This window comes from Octadecabacter algicola (genome assembly GCF_021532625.1).
Lineage (GTDB): Bacteria > Pseudomonadota > Alphaproteobacteria > Rhodobacterales > Rhodobacteraceae > Octadecabacter > Octadecabacter algicola.
In genome coordinates this window covers 1-23,648 of sequence record NZ_JAKGAR010000002.1, presented here as the reverse complement: position 1 = coordinate 23,648, position 23,648 = coordinate 1, and the positions used below count along the sequence as shown (strand labels likewise).

General features: G+C 54.1%; 25 protein-coding genes. 7 read left to right on the top strand and 18 right to left on the bottom strand.

The features are described from left to right. Positions 1–81: 81 nt before the first annotated feature. Entirely contained in the window at positions 82–654 is a 573-nt protein-coding gene (locus L0666_RS06850; protein WP_235259627.1) for a DNA-3-methyladenine glycosylase I, read from the top strand. Here the strand turns inward: L0666_RS06850 and L0666_RS06845 are convergent. The 16 genes from L0666_RS06845 to L0666_RS06770 form a co-directional block, all read right to left on the bottom strand. Further along, positions 640–1,077 (bottom strand): molybdenum cofactor biosynthesis protein MoaE, encoded by a 438-nt coding sequence (locus L0666_RS06845; protein ID WP_235259626.1) that lies wholly within the window; start codon positions 1,075–1,077, stop codon positions 640–642. The genes L0666_RS06850 and L0666_RS06845 overlap by 15 nt on opposite strands. Then, the gene (moaD, locus tag L0666_RS06840; RefSeq protein ID WP_235259625.1) at positions 1,074–1,319 is read right to left on the bottom strand and encodes a molybdopterin converting factor subunit 1; all 246 of its coding nucleotides are present in this window, start codon (positions 1,317–1,319) and stop codon (positions 1,074–1,076) included. Before moaD ends, L0666_RS06845 begins: the two co-directional genes overlap by 4 nt. Continuing rightward, positions 1,319–1,981 carry a CDP-diacylglycerol--glycerol-3-phosphate 3-phosphatidyltransferase gene (gene pgsA, locus L0666_RS06835; protein ID WP_235259624.1) on the bottom strand — a complete coding sequence of 221 codons (663 nt, stop codon included), beginning with the start codon at positions 1,979–1,981 and terminating at the stop codon, positions 1,319–1,321. Before pgsA ends, moaD begins: the two co-directional genes overlap by 1 nt. A 164-nt stretch (positions 1,982–2,145) precedes the next feature. Beyond that, the gene (gene uvrC, locus L0666_RS06830; RefSeq protein WP_235259623.1) at positions 2,146–3,999 is read right to left on the bottom strand and encodes an excinuclease ABC subunit UvrC; all 1,854 of its coding nucleotides are present in this window, start codon (positions 3,997–3,999) and stop codon (positions 2,146–2,148) included. 359 nt (positions 4,000–4,358) lie between these two features. Continuing rightward, on the bottom strand, positions 4,359–5,339 hold the full coding sequence (locus tag L0666_RS06825; RefSeq protein WP_235259621.1) for a calcium/sodium antiporter: 981 nt from the start codon (positions 5,337–5,339) through the stop codon (positions 4,359–4,361). Then, positions 5,339–5,500, bottom strand: a complete 162-nt coding sequence (locus L0666_RS06820; RefSeq protein ID WP_235259618.1) for a hypothetical protein — start codon at positions 5,498–5,500, stop codon at positions 5,339–5,341. The genes L0666_RS06825 and L0666_RS06820 overlap by 1 nt, the downstream gene beginning before the upstream one ends. Beyond that, positions 5,501–6,289, bottom strand: coding sequence for a S49 family peptidase (locus L0666_RS06815; RefSeq protein WP_235261361.1), 789 nt, complete (start codon positions 6,287–6,289; stop codon positions 5,501–5,503). It abuts the gene before it with no gap. 44 nt (positions 6,290–6,333) lie between these two features. Further along, positions 6,334–7,095: an ABC transporter permease gene (locus L0666_RS06810; RefSeq protein ID WP_235259617.1), complete on the bottom strand. Its 762-nt coding sequence runs from the start codon at positions 7,093–7,095 to the stop codon at positions 6,334–6,336. Next, positions 7,092–8,021 carry an ABC transporter ATP-binding protein gene (locus L0666_RS06805; RefSeq protein ID WP_235259614.1) on the bottom strand — a complete coding sequence of 310 codons (930 nt, stop codon included), beginning with the start codon at positions 8,019–8,021 and terminating at the stop codon, positions 7,092–7,094. The genes L0666_RS06810 and L0666_RS06805 overlap by 4 nt, the downstream gene beginning before the upstream one ends. A 60-nt stretch (positions 8,022–8,081) precedes the next feature. Further along, positions 8,082–9,224, bottom strand: coding sequence for a lytic murein transglycosylase (locus L0666_RS06800; RefSeq protein WP_235259613.1), 1,143 nt, complete (start codon positions 9,222–9,224; stop codon positions 8,082–8,084). A 119-nt stretch (positions 9,225–9,343) separates the two neighbouring features. After that, a complete protein-coding gene (locus L0666_RS06795; protein WP_235259606.1) occupies positions 9,344–10,270 on the bottom strand; it encodes an XdhC family protein in 927 nt (308 codons plus the stop codon). A gap of 80 nt (positions 10,271–10,350) precedes the next feature. Further along, positions 10,351–11,133, bottom strand: coding sequence for an FAD binding domain-containing protein (locus L0666_RS06790; RefSeq protein WP_235259604.1), 783 nt, complete (start codon positions 11,131–11,133; stop codon positions 10,351–10,353). Between the two features lie 63 nt (positions 11,134–11,196). Further along, complete coding sequence (locus L0666_RS06785) at positions 11,197–13,563, bottom strand: xanthine dehydrogenase family protein molybdopterin-binding subunit (protein WP_235259601.1); 2,367 nt, start codon at positions 13,561–13,563, stop codon at positions 11,197–11,199. A gap of 13 nt (positions 13,564–13,576) precedes the next feature. Continuing rightward, on the bottom strand, positions 13,577–14,062 hold the full coding sequence (locus L0666_RS06780; RefSeq protein ID WP_235259600.1) for a (2Fe-2S)-binding protein: 486 nt from the start codon (positions 14,060–14,062) through the stop codon (positions 13,577–13,579). A gap of 37 nt (positions 14,063–14,099) precedes the next feature. Beyond that, positions 14,100–14,615, bottom strand: a complete 516-nt coding sequence (locus L0666_RS06775) for a CoxG family protein (protein ID WP_235259597.1) — start codon at positions 14,613–14,615, stop codon at positions 14,100–14,102. A 125-nt stretch (positions 14,616–14,740) separates the two neighbouring features. After that, complete coding sequence (locus L0666_RS06770) at positions 14,741–15,700, bottom strand: GAF domain-containing protein (protein WP_235259595.1); 960 nt, start codon at positions 15,698–15,700, stop codon at positions 14,741–14,743. A 181-nt stretch (positions 15,701–15,881) separates the two neighbouring features. On the opposite strand from L0666_RS06770, the gene L0666_RS06765 reads away from it, so the two are divergent. The 5 genes from L0666_RS06765 to L0666_RS06745 all read left to right on the top strand — a co-directional run bounded on the left by L0666_RS06765 (position 15,882) and on the right by L0666_RS06745 (position 20,848). Then, entirely contained in the window at positions 15,882–16,532 is a 651-nt protein-coding gene (locus L0666_RS06765) for a GntR family transcriptional regulator (protein WP_235259593.1), read from the top strand. Beyond that, positions 16,529–17,551 (top strand): AbrB family transcriptional regulator, encoded by a 1,023-nt coding sequence (locus L0666_RS06760; RefSeq protein WP_235259591.1) that lies wholly within the window; start codon positions 16,529–16,531, stop codon positions 17,549–17,551. The genes L0666_RS06765 and L0666_RS06760 overlap by 4 nt, the downstream gene beginning before the upstream one ends. A gap of 431 nt (positions 17,552–17,982) precedes the next feature. Then, the gene (locus tag L0666_RS06755; protein ID WP_235259590.1) at positions 17,983–18,975 is read left to right on the top strand and encodes a TRAP transporter substrate-binding protein; all 993 of its coding nucleotides are present in this window, start codon (positions 17,983–17,985) and stop codon (positions 18,973–18,975) included. Between the two features lie 71 nt (positions 18,976–19,046). Then, entirely contained in the window at positions 19,047–19,541 is a 495-nt protein-coding gene (locus tag L0666_RS06750) for a TRAP transporter small permease (RefSeq protein ID WP_235259589.1), read from the top strand. Next, positions 19,538–20,848 (top strand): TRAP transporter large permease, encoded by a 1,311-nt coding sequence (locus L0666_RS06745; RefSeq protein ID WP_235259583.1) that lies wholly within the window; start codon positions 19,538–19,540, stop codon positions 20,846–20,848. Before L0666_RS06750 ends, L0666_RS06745 begins: the two co-directional genes overlap by 4 nt. Positions 20,849–20,916: 68 nt before the next feature. On the opposite strand, the gene L0666_RS06740 is transcribed toward L0666_RS06745, so the two are convergent. Further along, on the bottom strand, positions 20,917–21,318 hold the full coding sequence (locus tag L0666_RS06740) for a YbaN family protein (RefSeq protein WP_235259581.1): 402 nt from the start codon (positions 21,316–21,318) through the stop codon (positions 20,917–20,919). Positions 21,319–21,413: 95 nt separating this feature from the next. Here L0666_RS06740 and L0666_RS06735 point away from each other — a divergent pair, with 95 nt between their 5' ends. Beyond that, positions 21,414–22,079: an NnrU family protein gene (locus L0666_RS06735; protein ID WP_235259579.1), complete on the top strand. Its 666-nt coding sequence runs from the start codon at positions 21,414–21,416 to the stop codon at positions 22,077–22,079. Between the two features lie 83 nt (positions 22,080–22,162). Here L0666_RS06735 and L0666_RS06730 read toward each other — a convergent pair whose 3' ends face one another. Beyond that, entirely contained in the window at positions 22,163–23,287 is a 1,125-nt protein-coding gene (locus tag L0666_RS06730; RefSeq protein ID WP_235259578.1) for an aminotransferase, read from the bottom strand. Positions 23,288–23,648 lie beyond the last annotated feature (361 nt).

The following is a 23,648-nucleotide window of genomic DNA, read 5'->3' as shown; positions in this document are numbered from 1 at the left end:
AATTGCACGCCAAGCTTTAAGGGCTGGTAAAGGTCCCAAGTTTGAATTCAATTGAACACATCTAACGAGAGGAATGACACAATGTCTGAACGCTGCGGCTGGACCGGACTCGAACCCATCTATGTGGACTATCACGACACGGAATGGGGCGTTCCGGAATGGGACAGCCGTGCGCTCTGGGAAAAGCTAATTCTCGACGGTTTCCAAGCGGGGCTCAGCTGGATCACTATCCTCAAGAAACGCGAAAACTTCCGCGCCGCCTTCGAAGGATTCGACCCTGCCACAATAGCCACATGGGGCGAAGACGACGTGCAGCGATTGCTGCAAAACGAAGGCATCATCCGCCACCGCGGCAAAATCCAAGCCACCATTACCAATGCGCAGGCCTATCTGAAGATAGATGACTTTTCGGCCTATTGCTGGGGCTGGGTCGGTGGCGCGCCGCTGCAAACCAACTTTACCAAGCAGGCCGATGTGCCGCCGTCCACGGACCTATCCCTCGCCTTTTCCAAGGACCTTAAGAAACGCGGGTTCAAATTCTGTGGTCCAACGATCGTCTATGCATGGATGGAAGCCTGCGGCCTCGTCAACGACCACCTAACCACCTGCCCGCAACACGCCCCGTGTAAGGCGCTCGCGTCACCACCTCTTTAGTGCATCCTCATCGTCATCTTTGGACGCCACCCATTCGGCCCCATCCTCGGTGACTTCTTTTTTCCAGAACGGAGCGCGGGATTTCAAATAGTCCATCAGGAACTCGGCCGCCTCAAAGGCGTGCTTGCGATGGCGTGATGCCGTCGCCACCATCATGATGACTTCACCTGCTTCAAGGCGTCCATACCGATGAATGACCAAGGCATCGGCTAAATTCCAACGCGCCATCGCATCGTCACGAATCTTGCCCAGCGCCTTTTCAGTCATGACGGGATAGTGTTCGATCTCCATGACCGACAACCCGCCAGACACATCACGCACAAGCCCAGTGAAACTCACAACAGCGCCCGAGCCCGCGACGCGGCTGGAAAAGCTGTTAAGCTCAGTCCCCGCATCAAACGGTATGTCCTGAACGCGGATCATCCGCCTGTCATCGGCGGGAAAAACGCAACTTCGCGAACACCTGCAAGGGGGGCATCAAACTCTGCCAACTCCTGATCCAACGCCACGCGCAACGCACTGGTGTCCGCAAACGCCGCTTCATACCGCTCTTCACGCGCGCGCAGCTCAGCGACCAGATCATTCACCGTCGCCGCCGACGTCTCTACGTCTTCACGCGGCACTCCTATGCGTTCCCGCACCCATGCGAAATACAATACCTGCATCAATCTTCCTTTAGATGTGGCGCCGCTTTGCGAAGATAGTCTGCACCCGTGATCAAGGTCAAAACCATCGCAGCCCAAAGCAGAATAATACCGACCCACCATGAATAGGTCATGCCATTCAACTTCCAGATCACGCCACCCTCATCGGGAATTTCGCCCGACCGAATGCCGTCAAATGTGGCCTGATCCATGCCCTCAATCGCCATATTGAAATAGGTCTCAAACGCGCCCGTTGAAAACAAAACTGCTATCGCCGTCATCTGTGCAGCGGTCTTCCATTTGGCCAACCGCGTTACCTTCAAGGTGCCCGCTGTATCGCCCAAGAACTCTCGCAAACCAGACACAAACGTCTCTCGAAACATGATCAAGGTCGCGGGCAACAAAATCCAAGGGTCCATGCCGGAAAATCCGCAGATCACCAACAACGCAATCACCACCATCGCCTTATCGGCAATCGGATCCAACATTGCACCAAATTTGGTTTGCTGGTTCCACGCGCGCGCCAAATACCCGTCAATCCAATCTGTCGTCGCCGCGACCACAAACAAGACCAATGCGTACCAATCGGCCCACGGCCGCGCGAAATACAAAAACATGATCGCAACCCCGGGGGCCGCAAGAAGACGCAACAGCGTCAGGATATTAGGTATATTCCAAGTCATACCCCTATCTAGTCCGTTTCAATACAACGCACCACACCTTGCCTTTTTTTCTTAAAGTCCCTGGGTAGTCAGAAGGGTGGGAAACAGCCTTTCGGGGTCGAAATCGAAAGAAAAATCAGAATTAACAAACTGTTAATAAAGAAAAATCTTATCCGCAGATTAGGTTAACCCTTTTCATTGAAATAGCCGTAAATCGTATCGGCCATCGCATCTGAAATCCCTTCAACGGCCTTCAGATCCGCCAATGCAGCGCGCCCAACTGCCTTGGCCGATCCAAAGTGCTGCAACAAAGCGCGTTTGCGGGTCGCGCCGACGCCGGGCACATCGTCCAGCGGCGTAGCTCCAATGGCCTTGGCACGTTTGGCACGATGTGTGCCAATCGCAAAGCGGTGCGCCTCGTCGCGCAGCCGTTGAATGAAATACAAGACAGGGTCATTACGAGGCAGAGCCATCACAGGTTTGCCCGTGCGATAGAACTCTTCTTTGCCGTGGTCTCGGTCTACCCCCTTAGCCACACCGACCATGGGCACATCACCCACGCCCAAATCAGTCATAATCTCGCGCACAGCACTCACCTGCCCTGCCCCCCCGTCGATCAACAATAACCCCGGCCATGTACCAAGCTGGCGATCAGGGTCCTCTTTCAACAGCCGCTTAAACCGCCGCGTCAGCACTTCTTTCATCATGCCAAAATCATCCCCCGGGGTCAGGTCTTCACCTTTGATGTTGAATTTGCGGTACTGGTTCTTGTCGAACCCTTCAGGTCCCGCAACAATCATAGCCCCAACAGCGAACGCCCCTTGGATATGTGAGTTATCGTAGACTTCGACACGTTGTGGCACGGCGTCCAGATCAAAGGCCTCCTTTAGCCCGCGCAACAAACGGCCCTGTGTGGCGGTCTCTGACATCTTGCGGCCCAGACTTTCGCGGGCGTTTCGGGCAGCTCCTTGGACAAGTTCCGCCTTCTCGCCCCGTTGCGGCACGATAACTTCAACCTTGCGCCCCGCTTTTTCACTCAGCGCTTCGGTCACCAAATCTTCGTCATCTAGCCCATGCGACAGCAACAACAGACGCGGTGGTTCGCGATCCCCGTAGAACTGGCCGACAAAGGCCTGCATGACCTCGCTCGCATCCTCATCGCCACTGACCCTCGGGTAGTAATCCTTATTCCCCCAGTTCTGGTTGGCGCGGATGAAAAACACCTGAACGCAGGCTTGCCCGCCATCCCGGTGCAAGGCGATGACATCGGCCTCGTTTGTGTTCTGCGGATTGATCCCCTGTGAGGTCTGCACCTGCGTCAATGCCTTAATACGGTCCCGCAATGCGGCGGCGCGCTCAAACTCCATCTCCTCGGAGGCTTTGTTCATCCGTTCAGCCAAGCTCGCCTGCATCTCCGTCGATTTACCTGACAGAAACCGCTCCGCATCTTTCACAAGCTGTTTGTAGTCGTCATGGCTGACCTTGCCGACACATGGCGCGGCGCAGCGCTTGATCTGGTATTGCAGGCAAGGGCGCGTACGGCTTTCGTATTCACTGTCGCTGCAATTGCGCAACAGGAATGCCCGCTGCAAGGTGTTCAACGTCCGGTTTACAGCGCCTGCACTGGCGAAAGGACCGTAATAGTTGCCCTTTTTCTTTTTCGCGCCGCGATGCTTTTCGATACGAGGAAAGTCATGGTCGCCGGAGATTAGTATATTCGGGAACGACTTATCATCGCGCAGCAGCACATTGTATTTCGGCTTGAGCTGCTTGATCAGGTTTTGTTCCAGCAACAGCGCTTCGGTCTCTGTCTGGGTGGTCAGAAACATCATCGACGCCGTGTGCGAAATCATCGTCGCAATCCGCGCCGAATGCCCTGCCGGCCGCGCGTAGTTACTGACGCGGTTCTTAAGATTTCGCGCCTTGCCGACGTAAAGCACACGGCTTTCGGAATCGAGCATCCGGTACACACCGGGTGATCCGTCTAAGGTGCGGAGGTACCCTTGAATGACCTCATGGCCGGTGGAGTTAATATTCATGGCCCTAACCTATGATTCTATGGTGCCGCTGCAATGGCTAAGACAGTCCTGCAAGCGCTAACATACCCACCGTTTCTGTGGATAAGTTCGTGGGCAAATCCTGAGCAGGTCCAATTTTTCGTTGCAAAATGGGGAGTTCCGCGAACTGCCTAAAAAATAGGCGCCAACCTAACCCATTGAATTTTAATGAAAGAAATACGCCCACTTAACAAGCAATTGAAAACATTAAGGAAAAGTAACCGAATTGTGACGAACTGGTATGCAAGTGCACAAGTTGCCGCAACCCTAGCGTGCTGAATGCTCTCCACTGATGGAAATCCGCACTTTACGCCACATGATGGAACTACTTTGGGCGGGTGTTACAGTACAACAAAAACATATGCCGCGTATAGCATTGCCAGCAAAATCCCCCAACCGCGGGTCAGGTCCTGCCTGAAGAAGACGAACGGTATGAGCAATAGGGACGCGCCCAGCATGACCCAAAGATCGAACGTCAAAAACTGTTGCTCGACGGGAATGATCCCTACCAAAGACGCGACCCCCATGATCCCAAGCAGGTTGAACATATTGGACCCAATCACACTGCCCAAAACTACGTCAGCTTGTTTACGCAACGCTGCCATAACCGTGGTCGCAAGCTCAGGTAGGGACGTACCAATCGCTACCAATGTCAGACCAATCACCGTTTCGCTGATCCCGTAATCGCGCGCGATATTGGACGCCCCGTCCACGAGCAGGCTCGCCCCCAATGGCAAGCCTATCAGGCCCAGCACCAAGAAAAGGATGATCTTACCCCATGGCAAATCAGGGTCCGCGCCTTCGAGGTCATCAACGTCGACTTCATCCGCGCCCGCCTTACGATGCGCATTTGCCGCCCGCGCGGCATGGATCAGCATCGCTGCCAATGCGGCAAGCAGGATCAAACCTGAAATCCAGTCAAATTTGCCGCGAAATGCTAGTACGATAAACAATATTGTTCCGCCTAGCATCTGAAGGTAGCTGACCCGCGTATCACATTCGCTGGTGTGCATAACAGCCAGCATGGCAGGAATACCGAGCACCAACAGGACGTTTGCTGTGTTGGACCCAACAACGTTCCCCATCGCCAACCCAGGAACCCCGTCCCAGATCGCTTGCACAGAAATCAAAAGCTCGGGAGCTGAGGTTCCGAAGGCCACAATCGTCAATGATACGATCAGCGCGGGAACGCCAAGGCGCAGCGACATATTCACCGCCCCTTTTACAAGGCTGTCCCCCGCCAAAAGCAGCAGAGCCAAGCCAATAACTACGGCAACCCAATCCATCATCGGGCTTTGGGGCAACATCAGCCAGTCAGGCATTACTTACGCCCCTTACAATCGCAGGATTTCCCGAAGGTGAATTTGCCGCAAGATTTGCAGCGCGCATCCGCCAGCCGTTTTGCACCCGGTACGGTAAGTTTACCAAACATCGCAAGCACACCCATGCCAACCAAAAACAAAGAAACTATCTTAAAAATCATTCAAAGACCAAACCGCGCATAGGCTGCGCGCTCTTCGATCCCTGCGACGGCATCATCAACAATCTGCACACCCAAACGCCCAAAGAACGGCTTTTTCTTTCCGAAACGGCGGAACGTTACCTTATCGCCAAAGCGGTCTTTCATCACGGGTACGAGGTGCCCGATCTTATCAGCAAGGCCAACATCGATGGATTTTGCACCCACCCAAATCTCACCCGTAAACAGGTCTTGATCGGCCAGCTTGCTACCGCGACGGCTTGTGACCTGATCTTTGAAATAATCGTGCATGTCGTCCAGCAAGCCTTTCAACCGCTTCACGTCGGCTGGTTTTTCAGCTTGGAATGGGTCGAGCATGCTTTTGGATTTTCCGGCGGTGTAAACACGGCGTTCAGCACCAACCTTTTCAAGCGTACCCGTAAGCCCGAATCCCGCTGAAATCACGCCGATAGAACCAACAATAGATCCGCGGTCGACAAAAATCTCGTCCGCCGCAGTGGCCAACCAATATCCGCCAGAAGCGGCGACATCTTCTACGAAGGCTACTACGGGTATGTCTTTTTCATCCGCCAAACGTCGAATACGCGCGGCAATCAAAGATGATTGCACGGGGCTACCCCCGGGGGAACTAATCTCAAGCGCGACGGCCGCAGGTTTGCTGCGGAATGCTTTGTCAATAACATCAGCAAGGCCGCGATCAGACAATCCGCGCCCGCCCGTTGCAATCGTACCTTGCAAGCGAATGACGGCGACGTGAGGCGGCGTTTTAAGGAAAGGGATCCAGCGTTTCATAAGTGACCATTTAGTGCCCAGCGCGACTGGAAACAAGCCCAGCGCTATTGCCGGATGCGCCAGCCCGTGCGGAATATCCATGCGATGACGCCAACACAGATCGCCGTGAACAAGCCGATAGCAAACAAGCTGAGGCCGATTGGGACATCCGCCGTGTCAAAGAACGCCCATCGGAACCCCGAGATCAGGTAGACCACTGGATTAAACATGGTGATGGTTTGCCAGATCGGCGGAAGCATAGAGACCGAATAAAATGACCCACCAAGGAAGACCAAAGGCGTGATGATCAACAGTGGGATCAGCTGCAACTGTTCGAAATTCCCCGCCCAAATGCCGATGATAAACCCAAGCAGGCTGAACGACAGACAGGTAAGCACAAGGAACGCCAGCATCGCAATTGGATGTGCAATGTGCAGATCAACGAACAGGAAAGACGTCGCTAGGATCACAAGCCCAATAAACAACGCCTTTGTTGCGGCCGCCCCGACGTAGCCGATCGTGATTTCTAGGAAATTCACAGGTGCCGACAACAGCTCGTAAATTGTACCGATAAACTTTGGGAAATAGATGCCAAAGCTTGCGTTACTGGTCGCTTGCGTCATCACGGACAACATGATCAGCCCCGGAACGATGAACGCCCCATACCCCACGCCTTCGACTTCTTGGATACGAGACCCGATGGCCGTGCCGAACACGACAAAGTACAGCGACGTTGAAATCACCGGGCTAATGAAGCTTTGCATCAGCGTGCGGAAAAATCGCGCCATCTCAAAGATGTAGATCGATCTGATTGCTTGCAGGTTCATTCCGCGCCCTCCTTTTCAGCCACGAGGGACACGAATATTTCTTCGAGCGAACTTTGCCGCGTTTGCAGGTCGGTCATTTTCAGTCCCGCTTTTTGCAGATCCGCCAACAGACTGGTGATTCCCGTGCGATCTGTCTGCGTGTCATAGGAATACAGAAGGCCTTCGCCATCCACGGTAAGGTCGTATTCCGACAAAGCCGCAGGAACAGCGTTCACAGGTTCGGCGAGTTCGATCTTCAGCGTCTTCTGACCCATGCGGGTCATCAGATCGTCCTTATTTTCCACAAGTAGTATTTCACCCTTTGCGATGACCCCGATCCGGTCGGCAATTGCCTCGGCCTCTTCGATGTAGTGCGTAGTCAAGATAATGGTCACGCCGTCGGCCTTTAGTTTGGCAACAACGTCCCACATGTCTTTGCGCAATTCGACGTCCACACCCGCAGTGGGTTCATCCAAAAACAGAACGCGTGGTTCGTGAGATAGGGCTTTGGCGATCAAAACACGGCGCTTCATGCCGCCCGACAGCATCATGACCTTGGCGTCCTTTTTGTCCCACAAGGACAAGGATTTCAGGACTTTTTCCAGATGGGCATCATCTGGCGCTTTACCAAACAAACCGCGTGAAAACCGCACGGTGTTCATCACCTTTTCAAAGGGTTCCAGATTGAGTTCCTGCGGTACAAGCCCGACCAAATTACGGGCGGCGCGAAAGTCAGTTACGTTATCATGGCCGCCAATGGAAACCGTTCCATCTGTGGCTCGTGTGATGCCGCAAATTGTCGAAATGAGTGTGGTTTTTCCTGCACCATTGGGACCAAGAAGGGCGATAATCTCGCCTTTCTTGATATCCAGGTCCACGGATTTCAGTGCTTCAAACCCACCATCATATCGCTTGGTGAGCCCGCGAACTTCTACAATATTAGTCATCAGCGGCCTCCTTTTGCGGGCACCCTAGTCGGGCGTCCGCAAAAGGGAAAGCCGTTGCGTCTATCGCAGAGCGTTTAGAACGTCTCGAGTGGCTTGGCCTGTCACGGTTAGCCCCTGACGCTGCTGAAAATCGGAAATCGCCGCTTCGGTACGCGCACCAATGACACCGTCTATTGTTCCGATATCGTACCCGCGCGCGGTCAGACGGGTTTGAAGCGCGATACGGTCCGCAGCTGTCAGCCCATTGGCATCTGGCGGGAATGACCCCTGCAAAGGCCCAGCGCCACCAAGACGATCAGACAGATGGCCCACACCCAAAGCATAAAGGTCGGAGTTGTTGTAGGTCTTCAGCACGTTAAAGTTACGGGTCACCGTGAACCGTACCCCCCCAGCTTGTGGCTGGATGGTGTTGCCGGACAAGTTTGACGTACCCGCCTCAGCCCCCCACGGCACGCCACTGCGCCATCCGTTACGGGACAAATAGCTTGCCGTAGATGCCAGTGCATCGGCAGGATCATCCGACCAAATATCACGCCGACCGTCGTCGTTAAAATCAACAGCAAACGATTGATAAGACGTCGGGATGAATTGTGTATGGCCCATGGCCCCCGCCCATGATCCGGTCAATTGGGCTGGCGTCGTGTCACCGCGTTCCAAAATCTTCAGCGCCGCGATCAGTTGGCTTTCGTAAAACGCGCCGCGTCGTCCATCAAAGGCAAGCGTTGCAGTCGAAGAGACCACAGGAATAAGCCCGCGTTTTTCACCGAACGTGGATTCCATCCCCCAAATCGCGGCTACGATGAGCGCAGGAACACCGTAGCGGCGTTCGATTGCGTTAAGTGTATTGCCATAGCGTGCAATCGCAGCACGACCCTTTTCAAGTCGCTCATCGGAGGTCGCAATGGACAGATATTCTTCGAGGGTGCGGCGGGTTTGAATTTGATTGCCATCCCTCGCTACGACGCCCGGAATGTAACCAGCATCCGCGAACGCCGCATCAAAGGTGGACCCCGAAATGCCGTTCCCCAAGGCCCGAGGGCGGAACGCGCGAACCCAAGCACTAAAAGCGTCTGTTCGAATAGGGCGAAGGTCATCGGGCAGTGACTGTGCGCGGACAGGCTGCGCTGTCGGAACACTAACGCCACATGCTGCAAGGCCTAGCACGCCAATTCCGCTGATAAAGTGACGGCGATCGATACTCATACTCAAAATCCTTTTGGACGGACCCTAAGCCAGTGCGCCGTGAAGGCAAAGTTTCAATATGTGCGTGGCTGTAACGTCAGCGATATTTGGCGCGTCCTATCGAATGATCGCGAAGTGGTTTACTGAGACGCGAGAATTTCCGCTAGGACGGACACGGCTAGCGTGCTGCTGTCGCGCACTGAGGGGATCAGCCCAATCGGGCCGCGCACCTTTTGCGCATCTTCATCGCAAACGCCCAAGTCTTTCAATTCAGCCAATCTGGTTTGACTGGTTTGCCAACTGCCCTGACAGCCAATGTAGCAGGTGTCATGATCAAAGACCCCCTTCAGGATTGGGGCTTCCCATTCATGGTCATGAAAAAACAGGAGGACAGCGGTTCTGTCGTCGAGAGCTACATTTTCAGGGCAAATTGGGCTGCGAATTTCGTGCGTCACCCATCCGCTTACAGGCGGAATGCTGAGCGTTTCCAAGTCAGGTGAGACCAAGTCACCCTCATAGCCAAGCGATTGAACCAGCCGTGTAAACGTCGTCGCCTCGGGGCCTTTGCCGAAGACGGCAAACCGAAGCGGCGGGATTAATGCCAAGTCGAAACGGTCGCCATGAATGCCGGTCACCGTGGGGGCGGAACGCGAGATACGCCCCGTTTCAAAGTCGATCGAAATCGCAACTGGCCGGCGGTCCGTTACCACCGTTGCAATCAAGGATAATTCATCCGGTCGCGGTTGCGGCAGCAGCAAGATTTCAAGCCCGCCACCACAGGGAAGCCGAATGTCCTTATATGGTGATCCGGTGCCGTAGAGGACCCGCAATGGCGAACCGTCTGACAACACCTGCGCCGCATGCAGAGCGAGGTCCGCTTCAATACAGCCTGATGACAGGCTTCCGATCCGCACACCGTTATCGGAAAAAACCATCGACGCCCCAACAGAGCGATAAGACGGTCCTTCGGTTCGGATGACCAAAGCCAAAACACCCGACACGTGCCCAGTCGCGAGCGCGAGTAAGGGGTCACGGATGTCTGAATGTGGCGATATGATCGGTGTCATTTGCAAGGGCAGTACGCTTTCTGGAAACGGTAGACGGATGCGACGCCCAGAGAGCGGCGCCGCATCCGTCTATTTCGCGATCAGCAGCTTTGTACAGCGCGGCGCGTCAGGACAGTGATCAAATGTGCGCGATACTCAGCCGTGCCGTGAAGGTCCGTGATGAGGTCACCGGCATCAACAGCCAAGCCCTCAATCGCATCCGCTGCGAAATTCGAACTTAGGGCTGCTTCCGCTTCAGACCAGCGGAACACCCCGCCGTTAGATGCACCCGTTACAGCCACGCGGACCTTGTCCCCGAACTTGGCGACAAAAACCCCGACCAATGCAAACCGTGAGGCTGGTTGGTCGAATTTCTGATAGTTCGCCGCGTCGGGGATCGGGAAATTCACACCGGTGACGATTTCACCTTCTTCGAGGGCTGTTTCAAACAGATCAACAAAGAAATCGTCCGCTGCAATTTCGCGCGTGTTGGTGACGATGGTCGCGCCTGATCCAAGCGCGCCAGCCGGATAGCACGCCGACGGATCGTTGTTGGCGATAGATCCACCAATGGTGCCACGGTTGCGAACAGCCGGATCGCCGATGTTGCCCGCCAAAGCCGCCAAAGCAGGGTAAGCAGACCCTTCAGACGCGACCTGCCCATGTGTTGTGGCGCCGCCGATACTAAGGGTGCCAGACGCCGCATTAACACTGACAATATCAGCCAGTTCGCTGAGGCGAACCAACACTTCAGGTGCAGCAAGGCGTTGTTTCATGGTCGGCAAAAGCGTTTGCCCGCCGCCCAGCGCTTGCGCGCCATCTGCCTTCATAGCCGTTGACGCCTCGGCGACCGTCGCGGGGATTACCAAATCAAAATCATACATATTTCATGTCCTTGTTCTGTGGCCAAAGGGAGGGGCGCAGCCCTGCCCTTCGCCAGTAGAAAGTCATTTGTTCATAGCCGCCCAAACGCGCGACGGAGACACGGGCATGTCGATATGATCGACATCATGCCCCCCACGCGAAAGCGCGTCGACAACGGCATTCACGATGGTCGGTGGGGACCCAATCGCCCCCGCTTCACCGCAGCCCTTTGACCCGATCGGGTTATGGGTACAGCGCGTTGCATGGCTGTGATCAACAACAAGGTTGGGCAGATCATCCGCCCTCGGCATTGCGTAATCCATCAAGGACCCAGACAACAATTGGCCGGTGTCATCATAGACTCCGTTTTCCAGTAATGCCTGACCGATACCTTGGGCCAAACCACCTTCAACCTGTCCCGTAACGATCATCGGGTTCACGACCACGCCGAAATCATCGAGCGCGACCATGGAGCAAATCGTGACTTTGCCAGTCTCCGGATCTACTTCGACCTCGCTGGCATAGGCGCCAGAGGGGTATGTGAAGTTCGCAGGATCATAGAAGGCCGTTTCTTCCAAGCCAGGTTCAAGATCCTCAATTGGATAGTCGTGCGGGATATAAGCCTTTAGCGCGACATCACCGAAGCCAACATTCTTGTTCGTCCCTTTGATCGAAAAGACGCCATCGTTGAATTCGATGTTTTCCGGTTTATCCTCCAACATATGCGCTGCAATCGCCGTCGCCTTTAGGATGATCTTTTCCGTCGCGCGGAACACCGCAGACCCGCAAACCGCAAGGCTACGTGACCCGTAGGTGCCCATCCCGAACGGGATTTTGGACGTGTCACCATGAACGATATCAACCGATTGCGCATCCACGCCCAACATATCCGCAACGATCTGCGGGAAGGCGGTTTCATGGCCTTGGCCATGGCTGTGCGCCCCCACCATCACTGAAATGTTGCCCGTTGGGTTCACCCGCACGGTCGCTGCATCATAAAGCCCGACACGCGCACCGAGAATACCGACAAGGTTGGACGGCGCGATACCGCATGCTTCAATGTAGGCATTGACACCAAGCCCGCGAAGTTTGCCTTTCTTAGCGCTCTCCGCGCGGCGCGCTTCGAACCCAGCAAAATCAGCTACCTTTTCCAAGCCATCCATTAAGGAGTCGTAGTCACCACTGTCGTATTCCAGACCCGCAGCAGACGCGTAAGGATACTGGTCCTTCTTGATGAAGTTCTTGCGCCGAATTTCAACAGGATCAATGCCTAGTTCGCGCGCACATTTGTCGATCACCCGTTCCAGAGAATAGGTCGCCTCGGGGCGACCAGCGCCGCGATAGGCATCCACAGGTGCTGTGTTCGTGAAGACAGCCTTTACGTTCACATAGACGTTGGGAACGGTGTAGTTCCCCGCCATCAGTGTCCCGTGCAAGAACGTCGGCGTCACCGTCGAAAAGTTCGACAGATAAGCCCCGACATTCGCCATTGTTTCGGTGCGGAACGCGATGAACGTGCCGTCCTTTTCGCAAGCAAGTTCGATCTTGGTGACGTGGTCTCGACCGTGCGCATCCGCAAGGAAAGATTCCGTGCGCGTCGCTGTCCATTTCACTGGCCGCCCGAGCTTCTTGGCCGCCGCCAGCACCAAAGCTTCTTCGCTGTAGTGATAGATTTTCGAACCAAACCCGCCACCAACGTCAGGGGCAAGAACTGTCAGTTTGTTCTCTGGAATGCCCAGAACAAAGGCCGCAATCAAAAGCCGCGACAGGTGCGGGTTTTGCGATGTTGTGGTCAGTTTATACTCGCCCGTGCCCGGATCGTATTCACCAATGGATGCCCGTGGCTCCAAAGCGTTGGGGACAAGGCGGTTGTTGACCAGTTCCAGCGTCGTCACATGTGGCGCGTTCTTGATTGCCTCGTCTGTAGCGGCGCGGTTGTCTTCGATCCAGCCCCAATCAAAACAGACGTTGGTTTCGATCTCGTCGTGGACCATAGAACCGGCCCCTGCGACGGCTGACGCCATATCCGTGACAGCATCTTGTTCGTCAATGTCAGCTTCGATCGCTTCAACCGCATCAAGCGCCTGTTCCAGCGTTTCAGCAACCACTGCGGCATAGGCATCGCCAACATGGCGGACTTTGCCGTGCGCAAGTACGGGACGTTTGGGTTCTTTCATCGGTTCGCCGTCACGGCTCACGATAGCCCAACCCGCGGGGTTGCCACCGACTTCAACGAAATCTTCGCCGGTAAAAGTCGCCAAAACACCGGGCATTTCTGCCGCAGCACTCGTGTCGACACTTTTGATCACACCATTCGCCACCTGACTGCGCGCAAAGGCACAATACGATGTGTTTTGAGGTGTGAAATCATCTGTGTATTTTCCGCGGCCTGTTAGAAACCGCGTGTCTTCTCTGCGTTTGGTTGGTGCACCAATTCCTCCGTCTGGCATTTGGTATCCTCCCTTATTCAGCGGCGATTGAGGGGACGTCTTGTCCGCTCGCAGCCAGGATTGCGTTCACGATGCCTTGGTACCCAGTGCATCGGCAGATGTTGCCTTCGAGGTAGTCGCGCACCTCGGCCTCGGTTGGCTTGGGGTTTTCTTTCAGCAGTGCTGCAGCACTCATCACCATGCCGGGCGTGCAAAATCCGCACTGCAATCCGTGGTGATCCTGAAACGCCTGTTGAATGACGTTCAGTGTTCCATCGGGGCTGGCTTGGCCTTCGATTGTATCAATGTTCGCCCCATCAAGTTCAGATGCAAAGATCGTACAAGACTTCACAGCTTTGCCGTTCACATGTACGACGCAAGCACCACACTGGCTGGTATCACAGCCGATATGCGTACCTGTCAGGTGCAATTTTTCACGGAGCGCAGTCGACAACAGAGTGCGGTTTTCCACCTCTGCCGACGTCTCGCGCCCGTTAATGTTCATGGTTATCTTTGGCATCTTTTCCTCCCTAGAAATGATCAAAGACCGGTGCGCGTTATGATGAGAACACGCGCCCGATCCATCCTTTTTTGGTCTCTTGTTCTTCAGTATCTTCGGCCGTGTCCGCCGTTTCAGGCTCAAGCCCGTTTTGGAACCGCTCAAAAAATTCGCCCGCAAGTTTTTTGGCAAACCCGTCAATAATCCGGCTACCCAACTGGGCGAGCTTGCCACCCACTTTTGCGTCCACGTCGTATTCCAGCAACGTGCCGCCTTCTATGTCACTCAGCCGCACGTCGGCAGCCCCAGATGCATACCCAGCAGGTCCGCCCTTGCCTTGACCAGACAACGTCAAGCTTTCGCCCTCTACGATGTCCGATATTGTGACTTCGCCTTTGAACTTGGCTTTAACGGGGCCAACTTTCTGCACGACGACTGCTTCGAACCCGTCTTCGGGCGATCCTGTCAGCTCTTCACAGCCCGGAATGCAGGCCTTTAGAACCTCAGGGTTCAAGATCGCATTCCAAACGGCGCTTCGTTCAGCAGCGATCTCTCGTTGGTCGGTTAACTTCATTGCGGGCCTCCCAGTCCATCAATGTCTCCTCAAGGTGGACAGAGCAGCAATTTTGGAGAGGCCTGGGAAGTAGGCGTCACGCCATGACATATCGAATGTGTCTCACATCTGAGACACGCGATGAGTTATTCGTTTAGGCCAAGCCGTTTCATGCGCCGATACAGCGTTGCACGGGACACCGCCAAGTCGCGGGCCGCGACGCTTACGTTGTTGTTTGCCCTCACCAAAGCGCGCACTAAAACAGCGCGTTCAGCTTTTTCGAAACCGACGGGGCCATCGCCCCGCCCGAACAAATCGCTGGCGGGCAAAGGTGTCAGTTTCCCTTGAGATTCGAGCCCATAAGCCTTGCGCGCACCACGGGTCGCCCCAATGACCACATCGTCTTGATCGACCGCAAGCAACATTGAGCTTGTTGAGTCGTCATGATCAGCAACAACGATACGAGCCTGTTCAAAATTGGCGCGGAAATTATCAGCCTCAACCGTACGAGCGATCCGCGACACCATCTCTGCAATCAGCCCATTGATCGCCTGAGTTTGGTCAGCCCGCGCGGAGGACACATCAAGTGCGGCGATCAATTGACCCTCAGCCCCAAAAATTGGGGCGTCGATGCAGCTCATGGCAGTGTTGCGAGCCATGAAATGGTCATTGCGGTGGATGGTGACGGACCGTTCTTCTGTAATGCAGGTGCCGATACCGTTGGTGCCTTCCGCGGCCTCGCTCCAGATCGCACCGAGGCCCAAGCCCCACCCTTCAAAGACTGTCTGGTCTGCGTCAGAAAAGCGATGATCAACAACCACACCATCACAGTCGGTTAGCACGACGCCGCAGCCGGAACTTCCGACTAAGTCGTACAGCCGATCCAGTTGGGGCGCTGCAATTTCCATAACGCGACCCAGCGCGTCTTGCCGGTCCGCAACATCACGCCCCGTCAAATAAGACGGTGATGCATCATGGGAAGGATCAAGCCCATGGGACAGCATTGACCTACGCCAAGACGCCGCAAGCCGAGACCGCGCTGCAGCCGATTTCGACTCCACGGACGCAATAACAGCATCAACATGTGATGTAGGTAGCGGTGCCAAGATGTAATTCTCCCACCTCAATCATTAGCAATTTGAAACGAGAGTCAAATTTTGTTGCCTTTCAGGGGCCATGAGAGCAGCAGACAACACCGAAGCCAGAGAGCATCAGGCCGTCTTTGACAAAGCGGTCCGGCCATCCTATGAGTTATGCATCCAAGCGGATACAATGCAAGGATAGTCAATGAACACCGAAGATGAAGAAAACCTGTCCCAAGGGGGCGTGGCATTTGCACAGCTTATGCAAGCCATCGAAGCAGGCATCTATCAACCGGGTGATCGGCTTCGCGAAATCGAAGTTTCCGAAAGATTATCACTGTCCCGCACTCCCGTCCGCGAAGCACTCCGGCGGCTCGAAGCTGAGAACATCATCGAACATCGTCCTAGATTTGGCGCGGTGATCCGAAAGCTTGGGCAGGCTGAAGTTGTCGAGCTTTATGAGATGCGGTTGGTTCTTGAACGAACCGCCGCCGAGATGGCAGCCAAACATGCAGCAGGTGCCGAAGTTCATGCGATGGCCGCCATGAACGATGACATTGCGGACGCACGCAACAACGCCGCGCGCGCAGCCGCGATTAATCAACGATTTCACCAAGCGATCTACATCTCGGCGCGCAACCGCTTTTTGCTGGATTCAGCTCGGGCCATGAATAACGCCTTGCTTCTGCTAGGGCCCACGACCTTGGCAGACCCAGAGCGCGTAGCGATTGTCGTGGACGAACACCAAAACATAATGGAGGCCATCGGCGCCGGTGATATCGACGCTGCGGGCGCGGCAGCGGCAACACATTTGCAAACCTCGCTGCGATATAGATTGAAGGTAATGTGGGGTTGAAACGGGTCCTTATCACGCACGCCATTGCAGCATTTGGGGGCACCTTATTTGTATTTCTCGGCTTGCCCCTGCCTTGGCTTTTGGGGCCAATCACAGCCTGTTTGAGTGCCGCACTTTTGGGGGTGCAAATGCAGGGCATCCCCGAGCTGAACAATGCCATGCGTTCGATCCTCGGTGTTGCGGTTGGGTCGACGTTTACTGTCGCCCTTGTGGTCAGCATGGCCGCGGCGTGGACAACGTTGATCCTTGTCCCTGTGATGGTTTTCCTCATCGGGTTGGTCGGCGTCCCTTATTTCCAGAAGCTTTGGGGATTTGATTTCGCGACCAGTTATTACTCTGCCATGCCGGGGGGCTTGCAGGACATGTTGTTGTTCGGCGAAGAGGCAGGTGGCGATGTGCGGGCCCTTTCGTTGATCCATGCTACGCGAGTCATGGTAATCGTGGCCGCATTGCCATTTATCCTGAAAGGGTATTGGGGCGTTGACCTCAGCAACCCACCAGGCGCACCTGCGTCGGATTTGCCTTTGTCTCAAATGGTATTGTTGGCGGTGGCCGGATTGGCGGGGTGGCGAATGGCAAAGGCCGTCGGAATGATTGGTGCGTCTATCCTTGGGCCGATGATTTTAGCCGCTATCTTGGCATTACTTGGAATCTTACAATATCGCCCCCCCGCAGAGGCTATCTGGGTCGCACAGTTCTATATCGGTATGACGGTGGGATCCAAATACGCCGGCGTCACGGGAGAAGAGCTGCGACGCGTTGTTGTTGCAGCATTGGGCTTTTGTGTAATCCTCCTCATTCTTGCGGCGCTTTTTGTTGAGGCTATCCACGTTTTGGAACTGGCACCACCGCTGGAAACCCTCTTGGCGTTCGCTCCGGGTGGTCAGGCAGAAATGACAGTTCTGGCATTGATCGCAGGGGCGGACATGGCGTTCGTGATCGCGCATCACGTGCTGCGGATCGTAACGGTTATTGTTGGTGCTCCGCTTGCCGCGCGATTGTTTGAGGAGAAACCTTAGTGTCAATGGTGCAGGCCAGCGTGCCAGATGCGAAAGCGTTGATGTGGTCGAAGATTTCACTGAGCGGCAGTTTGAATTCTCTCTCGGTCACGAACCCGAAGTCAGTGACTATGATTCCTTAGTTTGGGCGCTAGTTTCGGGTCTTGAATCGGCCGCACACCAATAAGAAAATGAGCGCGAAATCTGACCGTAGCTTGTTCTAGGGCCCAAGTTCGAAGCCTCAAACTTCACGATACGCCCCCGTTTCCGCCGGCGAGGAGGCAGGCTATTTATTATAATATTCAACTACTTAAGCGAACCCGACATAACGCAAATATCACGTTACACTGACAACTGTTTACAAAACGACCCATGTGTGGCCAACTCGAGAAATCAAACAAGTATACTAGTCCGCATGCTGTGTGCGGGTAATTTACGTCTGGGAGGACACAATGTTTCATTTCAAATCAATGAAGGCTTTAACCGTCGGCGCTATCGCTGCCACAACGTTCATGACGACTTCAGTTTCGGCGGAAACTGCATTGCGCGGCGCGAGCTTGTTCGACGAAGAGCACGCCTACACCAAAACCCTTCGGGAGTTCGAACGCTTGGTTGGCGAAAGCTATGACGGCGATGTTTCATTTGACGTCAGCCTGAACGGCGAACTTGGCGACGAGAGCGATTTCGTTACGTTCCTGCAGCAAGGTGTTGCGATCGATTACGCCATCATGGCGCCGTCCAACATGGCAACATTCGCGCCATCCATTCCTTTGATGGATATGCCATTCTTGTTCCGTGACCTTGAGCACTGGGACACTGCACTTGCCAGCGGCGTTATGGCCCCTCTCGAAGCAGAGCTTCTTGAAAAGGCAAACATCCGCGTCATCGGTTATGCAGGCGGTGGTGTCCGCAACCTCGCATCCGCTGAAGCCATCGCGAACATCGACGAGCTGACGGGCCACAAAATGCGCGTTATGGGTGCACCAATTCAGGCGCAAATTTTTGACGCAATCCAAGCGGCTCCGTCTGCTATTGCGTACAACGAAGTTTACAACGCGATCCAAACGGGCGTGATTGCGGGTTTCGAAAACGAAGCGGCATCTATCCAGAACCTTAAGTTCTACGAAGTCGCGCCCCACATCACATTGACACGTCACGCTATCACAGTGCGCCCGTTGGTGATGTCCGAAAGCACGTTCTCTGCTTTGCCTGCTGACCTTCAAGCCGCCGTACTGGAAGCTGGCGCAGAAGCCGGCGCATTCGGCCGTGAGCTCGAAAGCCGTCAAGATGGTGAAAAGATGCAAGAAATGATCGATGCGGGCCAAGTTTTCGTAACTGAGTTCGAAAACCGCGATGCGCTTCTTGAGATGGTGATCCCAGTTCAGGATGCCTACGCTGCAGAGCTTGGTGCGACTGACCTTCTTGAAGCGATCCGCGCACAGTAATCGAGCCATCAAAAAATTGACGATCGGCGCCCCTATTGGGTGCCGATCGTTTTTTAGGGAGGGAATGAACTATGATCGGACGCGCGCTTGATCGGCTTTGCAATGGTCTACGAATATTGCTTGGCATACTGATTGCAGCCCTCGCTATTCCCGTCGGAATGCAGGTTCTCGCCCGTTACACTGGCGTTATTCCCGTTTATCTTTGGACGGAAGAACTCGCGACATTTATCTTTGTTTGGGCGGTCATGATTGGCGCGATGATTGCCGTTTGGGACGGATCACACTTTGATGTTCGCGTCATTCCAGATGCCAAACGACCACTGCTTATTTTGCTTCAGGACGGGTTCGTTCTAATCATGGTACTCGCCTTTGCACTCATTTTTGCGTGGTATGGGCTTGAGTATGCTGAATTCGGGTACATCCAAAATTCGGTCATGATGCGTGCGAATATGCTCATCACTTATATCTCGGTCCCGCTTGCTGGCGTGGTCTGGATCTTTTTCGCTGGCTACCGACTATACGAAGCCATCCTCACATATAGAAACCGGGCGGTAGACGCAGCATGATTATTTCAACGGGCCTCGCCTGCGCCATTTTGGTGGGTGGTTTCATTTTCTTGGTAGCGATGCGCGTCCCGGTAGCCTTTGCATTAGCGATTGCCACCGTTCCTATCGTGGTTTTAGAACTGCGTTTGACGCCATTCATTGTACTGGATCGCATGTTCCAGTCTTACAATTCTTTCATCTTACTGGCGGTGCCATTCTTCTTGCTGGCTGCGAACCTTATGAACTCTGGTAAGGTAACGGATAAGCTCATCGATCTTTCGCGGGTTTTGACGGGTTGGATGCCCGGCGGCTTGGGCCACGTCAATGTAGCAGTCTCGATGCTGTTTGCTGGTATTTCGGGGTCGTCCACCGCTGACGCTGCTGGTTGCGGTAAGATCCTTATCCCCGCGATGATCAACGAAGGCTATGACCGTCGTTTTGCAATCGCGATTACGGCCTGCTCATCGGTTATGGGGGTAATCATTCCACCGTCGATCTTAATGATCGTTTGGGGTGGGGTCATGCAAACTTCGGTTGGGGCCCTGTTCCTCGCTGGCGCCATTCCCGGGATCATGATTGGCCTCGCGCTGATGGCCACGGTTTATGGCTACGCTAAGGTTTATGACTATCCGATCATCGGCAAACCAACTTTGTGCGAAATTTGGACGGCGTTTAAGGGGGCTTTCCTTGCGATGCTCACTCCGATCTTTGTGATCGGCGGCATCGTTGGAGGTATCGTTACCCCAACCGAAAGCGCGATCATTGCCGCGGTGTACTCTCTAATCCTTGGGATGTTTGTATACCGTACAGTGACGGTTAAGGACCTCGGCCACATTTTCTATGACACGGGACGATTTGCATCGATCTCACTCTTTGCCATTGGCTCTGCTTCGGCCTTTGGTTGGTTGCTTGCGTTCTACCATGTGCCGCAGTTGGTTGTGGACACGATGACCAGTCTTGAATTTGGAACCTTTGGAACCTGCCTTGTAATCGCAGGCCTGTTCTTATTCTTCGGTCTGTTCATCGACGCGATCCCGACCATTATCATCCTCGGCACGGTTCTGCTGCCTGTGGCGACAGCTGCGGAAATTCATCCGGTTGTCTTTGCGATCATTGGCATCGTATCGCTCGCCTTCGGCCTTGTGACACCGCCCTATGGGCTATGCTTGCTGATCTCGGCCTCAATCGGCGGTATGAACGTGGTGCAAGTCATGCGCGAAGTCTGCATTATCTTACTGCCGATGCTATTGATCTTGCTCTTGATTATCATCTTCCCCAACATCGCGCTTTGGCTGCCGCAGACGTTGATGCCTGACACGTTCAAGTGACTCTGTAGGTAAGGACAGGTTAGTGATGGGGGCGGCTTTCCGATGTATGCCCCCATCTAGCCCTCTAATTAAGCGCCGCCGTCGCTCGGGCGGGTGAGGATGTAGAGGCTGGCGCAAGCCATACAGATCACCTGTATTGCCAAAATGATCGGCGCAATCTTCAGAACGACAGTCAGGAGTAAACCAGCCAACATCATCAGGTGTGCAAACACCTTGTAGCGTTTCGCAATGGCCCCGTGCGCACGCCATTCAGCGATGATTGGCCCGAAGATCGTATGGTTCTCCAAGAACTTTGCAATAGTCGGCGACCCTTTTGCGAACGCAAATGCCGCCAAAATTACGAACGGTGTCGTTGGTAAGATAGGAAGCACAATACCAATTACACCAAGGAGCAGAGCCAAGGCACCAACAACGAACCAAATCGCGCGACCCAAAGTGTTGGATAGTATTTGGATCTGGATTATCCTCATTCTGATATTGCGAGGTTCAATATGGACTGCATGCTTATCGCATGGTTTCAATATCATGTTAATTGATCCTGCCAAAATTACTTAGAGAGAGACAGATGGGCTGGGCAAGCTTTGGACTAGCGTTCTTCGTTTTCTTCCTCAGTCACTCGATACCAGTACGACCACCTTTAAGGCCGTGGCTGATTGCGCGGCTTGGCACGACTGGGTTCACTCTTATTTATTCAGCGATGTCGCTCGCTGTGCTGGTCTGGCTCATTGTAGAAGCGGGCGGCGCACCATTCGTACCAATTTGGAATTGGGCACCCTGGCAGTCTTACGTTCCACTGATCGTTATGTTCCCAGTTTGTATCATAATCACCCTGTCAGCGGGGCAACCAAACCCGTTTTCGTTTGGTGGAGCGCACAACGAACGATTTGACCCACAGGCTCCCGGCATTGTCCGGTTTACGCGCCATCCATTCCTGCTGGCATTGGCCCTTTGGGCCCTCGCTCATATTGTTCCGAATGGCGATTTGGCGCACGTCCTGTTGTTTGGCACTTTCGCCGTTTTCGCAATTCTCGGTCGCAAGATAATTGATAAACGAAAGAAGCACGCGCTTGGCGCCGAATGGGCAACGCTTGTGCAGGCCCTGCGGGATCGCCCTGTACTGTTGGGCAATTTTTCGGGTCTTTCCAAGATACGACTAATGGTCGGTGTTTTCTTTTATCTCGCCTTGCTCGCCGCGCACCCCGCCTTCATCAGTGTTAGCCCGATGCCATAACACTTTGATAAGGTGCCCGCTTGCAAGAACCTATGCAAAAAGCGAAAGAAAAGGCCTGTATCCATAGCCTCTCTGATCTGACGTCAGGCAGAAATTCCGGCCAGATACACGCCAAGCTTTTCCAATCCCGCCTTCAAGACATCTGTGTTGTTGGAATAGCCCATGCGTACATAGCCCTCCATATCGAAGGCATCGCCAGGCGTCATCATGACACCGGTTTTCTGCAAAAGATCCACGCAGAACTCACGTGATGTCATGGGGATATCAACCTTAAGCATCGCTGTGGTTCCCGCGTTTGGCTTTACCCAAGAAACGCGCGGTTGGTCCGCAATCCAAGTATCCAGAAGTGCAAGATTGCTGCGGGTGATTTTTTGGCTACGCGCCAAAAGCTTATCTTTGTTTTCCAAAGCCATGGCTGCAAAGTGATCGTTAATCATCCCGACCGAGATTGTGTCGTAGTCACGGTGGACTAGAATCTGTTCGGTTACATCCGAAGGCGCGACAATCCAGCCAACGCGCAAACCGGCGAGAGAATAGGCTTTGGACATGCCGGCGGTGGCAATCCCCTTCTCGTAAACATCGACAATTGACGGTGTCATCCCGTGACCCGTTTGGGCAGTGCCGCGATAAACTTCATCGCATAAAACATAGGCCCCAACCTCGCGGGCGATCTGCGCGATCTCTTCAAGCATTGGACCCTCAATGAGCGCGCCTGTGGGGTTGTTGGGATTTGTTAAAACTATCAGCTTGGTTTCTGGCGTCACCAAGGCGCGCAGCGCGTCAAGGTCAGGTAAAAACCTATCTTGCGCGCGCAATCGCAGCAGCTGAACGTCCGCCTCGATGCTAGCCGGTATGGAATAATGCTGTTGGTAGCTGGGAACGATGGAAACTACCCGATCGCCACGTGCCACGAGAGATTTATGAACAAGCGCATTGGCTGCGATGGTCCCGTGGGTAACGGTGATATTGTCGATGTTTTGATCGTCATAAAGCGTCGATATTGCCGTACGTAGACGAGGGGAACCTTCAATTGCGCCGTAGGTCATCTTCATCGGCAGAAGCGCAGAAAGATCATCGCTGTTGCGACCGGACATTTGCAGCAACTCATTGATCGTGATGCTGGCCACGCAAGTTTCCGCAAGATTATAGGTGCAGCGGTTTTCCCACTCGTTCATCCAAATTTCGACCTTGAAGGGTTCGATGTGCATTGGCGTGATCCTTATCTTATAGTCCGTTGATAGTAAGCTTTGCTGTAGCAACCTCTCGTTACCTCTAGACCGAACAAACACTTCACTATTTCGGCTATACTAATTTAAGCGAGCGTGTGCTCAACTTCCTCTTCGACATACAGCTAGTTAGGTATCGTCTCTTCGGACCAGTTGCGTGTGCCGGAGGCACGTTTGGGATCTTTGGCGATCACCTCACCAATACTCTTACCAAAGGATCGTCTTTCTGATCTTCGCGACCTCAGAGGTTACGATGAGCACGCAGCGCTGTCTTTGCAAGTCATGATGTTTGGTCCGTGGTCCCAAAGGATCTGACGTTAGTCCCCCAGTAGGGTTCATGCCG

Bases quoted from the DNA above. Each gene is read 5' to 3' on its own strand.
- moaD (WP_235259625.1), bottom strand. From the start codon at position 1,319: ATGCAGGTATTGTATTTCGCATGGGTGCGGGAACGCATAGGAGTGCCG.
- L0666_RS06735 (WP_235259579.1), top strand. From the start codon at position 21,414: ATGGGCTGGGCAAGCTTTGGACTAGCGTTCTTCGTTTTCTTCCTCAGT.
- L0666_RS06785 (WP_235259601.1), bottom strand. From the start codon at position 13,563: ATGCCAGACGGAGGAATTGGTGCACCAACCAAACGCAGAGAAGACACG.
- L0666_RS06730 (WP_235259578.1), bottom strand. From the start codon at position 23,287: ATGCACATCGAACCCTTCAAGGTCGAAATTTGGATGAACGAGTGGGAA.
- L0666_RS06800 (WP_235259613.1), bottom strand. From the start codon at position 9,224: ATGAGTATCGATCGCCGTCACTTTATCAGCGGAATTGGCGTGCTAGGC.
- L0666_RS06740 (WP_235259581.1), bottom strand. From the start codon at position 21,318: ATGAGGATAATCCAGATCCAAATACTATCCAACACTTTGGGTCGCGCG.
- L0666_RS06845 (WP_235259626.1), bottom strand. From the start codon at position 1,077: ATGATCCGCGTTCAGGACATACCGTTTGATGCGGGGACTGAGCTTAAC.
- uvrC (WP_235259623.1), bottom strand. From the start codon at position 3,999: ATGAATATTAACTCCACCGGCCATGAGGTCATTCAAGGGTACCTCCGC.
- L0666_RS06825 (WP_235259621.1), bottom strand. From the start codon at position 5,339: ATGCCTGACTGGCTGATGTTGCCCCAAAGCCCGATGATGGATTGGGTT.
- L0666_RS06805 (WP_235259614.1), bottom strand. From the start codon at position 8,021: ATGACTAATATTGTAGAAGTTCGCGGGCTCACCAAGCGATATGATGGT.
- L0666_RS06755 (WP_235259590.1), top strand. From the start codon at position 17,983: ATGTTTCATTTCAAATCAATGAAGGCTTTAACCGTCGGCGCTATCGCT.
- L0666_RS06810 (WP_235259617.1), bottom strand. From the start codon at position 7,095: ATGAACCTGCAAGCAATCAGATCGATCTACATCTTTGAGATGGCGCGA.
- L0666_RS06765 (WP_235259593.1), top strand. From the start codon at position 15,882: ATGAACACCGAAGATGAAGAAAACCTGTCCCAAGGGGGCGTGGCATTT.
- L0666_RS06815 (WP_235261361.1), bottom strand. From the start codon at position 6,289: ATGAAACGCTGGATCCCTTTCCTTAAAACGCCGCCTCACGTCGCCGTC.
- L0666_RS06775 (WP_235259597.1), bottom strand. From the start codon at position 14,615: ATGAAGTTAACCGACCAACGAGAGATCGCTGCTGAACGAAGCGCCGTT.
- L0666_RS06780 (WP_235259600.1), bottom strand. From the start codon at position 14,062: ATGCCAAAGATAACCATGAACATTAACGGGCGCGAGACGTCGGCAGAG.
- L0666_RS06795 (WP_235259606.1), bottom strand. From the start codon at position 10,270: ATGACACCGATCATATCGCCACATTCAGACATCCGTGACCCCTTACTC.
- pgsA (WP_235259624.1), bottom strand. From the start codon at position 1,981: ATGACTTGGAATATACCTAATATCCTGACGCTGTTGCGTCTTCTTGCG.
- L0666_RS06745 (WP_235259583.1), top strand. From the start codon at position 19,538: ATGATTATTTCAACGGGCCTCGCCTGCGCCATTTTGGTGGGTGGTTTC.
- L0666_RS06850 (WP_235259627.1), top strand. From the start codon at position 82: ATGTCTGAACGCTGCGGCTGGACCGGACTCGAACCCATCTATGTGGAC.
- L0666_RS06820 (WP_235259618.1), bottom strand. From the start codon at position 5,500: ATGATTTTTAAGATAGTTTCTTTGTTTTTGGTTGGCATGGGTGTGCTT.
- L0666_RS06790 (WP_235259604.1), bottom strand. From the start codon at position 11,133: ATGTATGATTTTGATTTGGTAATCCCCGCGACGGTCGCCGAGGCGTCA.
- L0666_RS06750 (WP_235259589.1), top strand. From the start codon at position 19,047: ATGATCGGACGCGCGCTTGATCGGCTTTGCAATGGTCTACGAATATTG.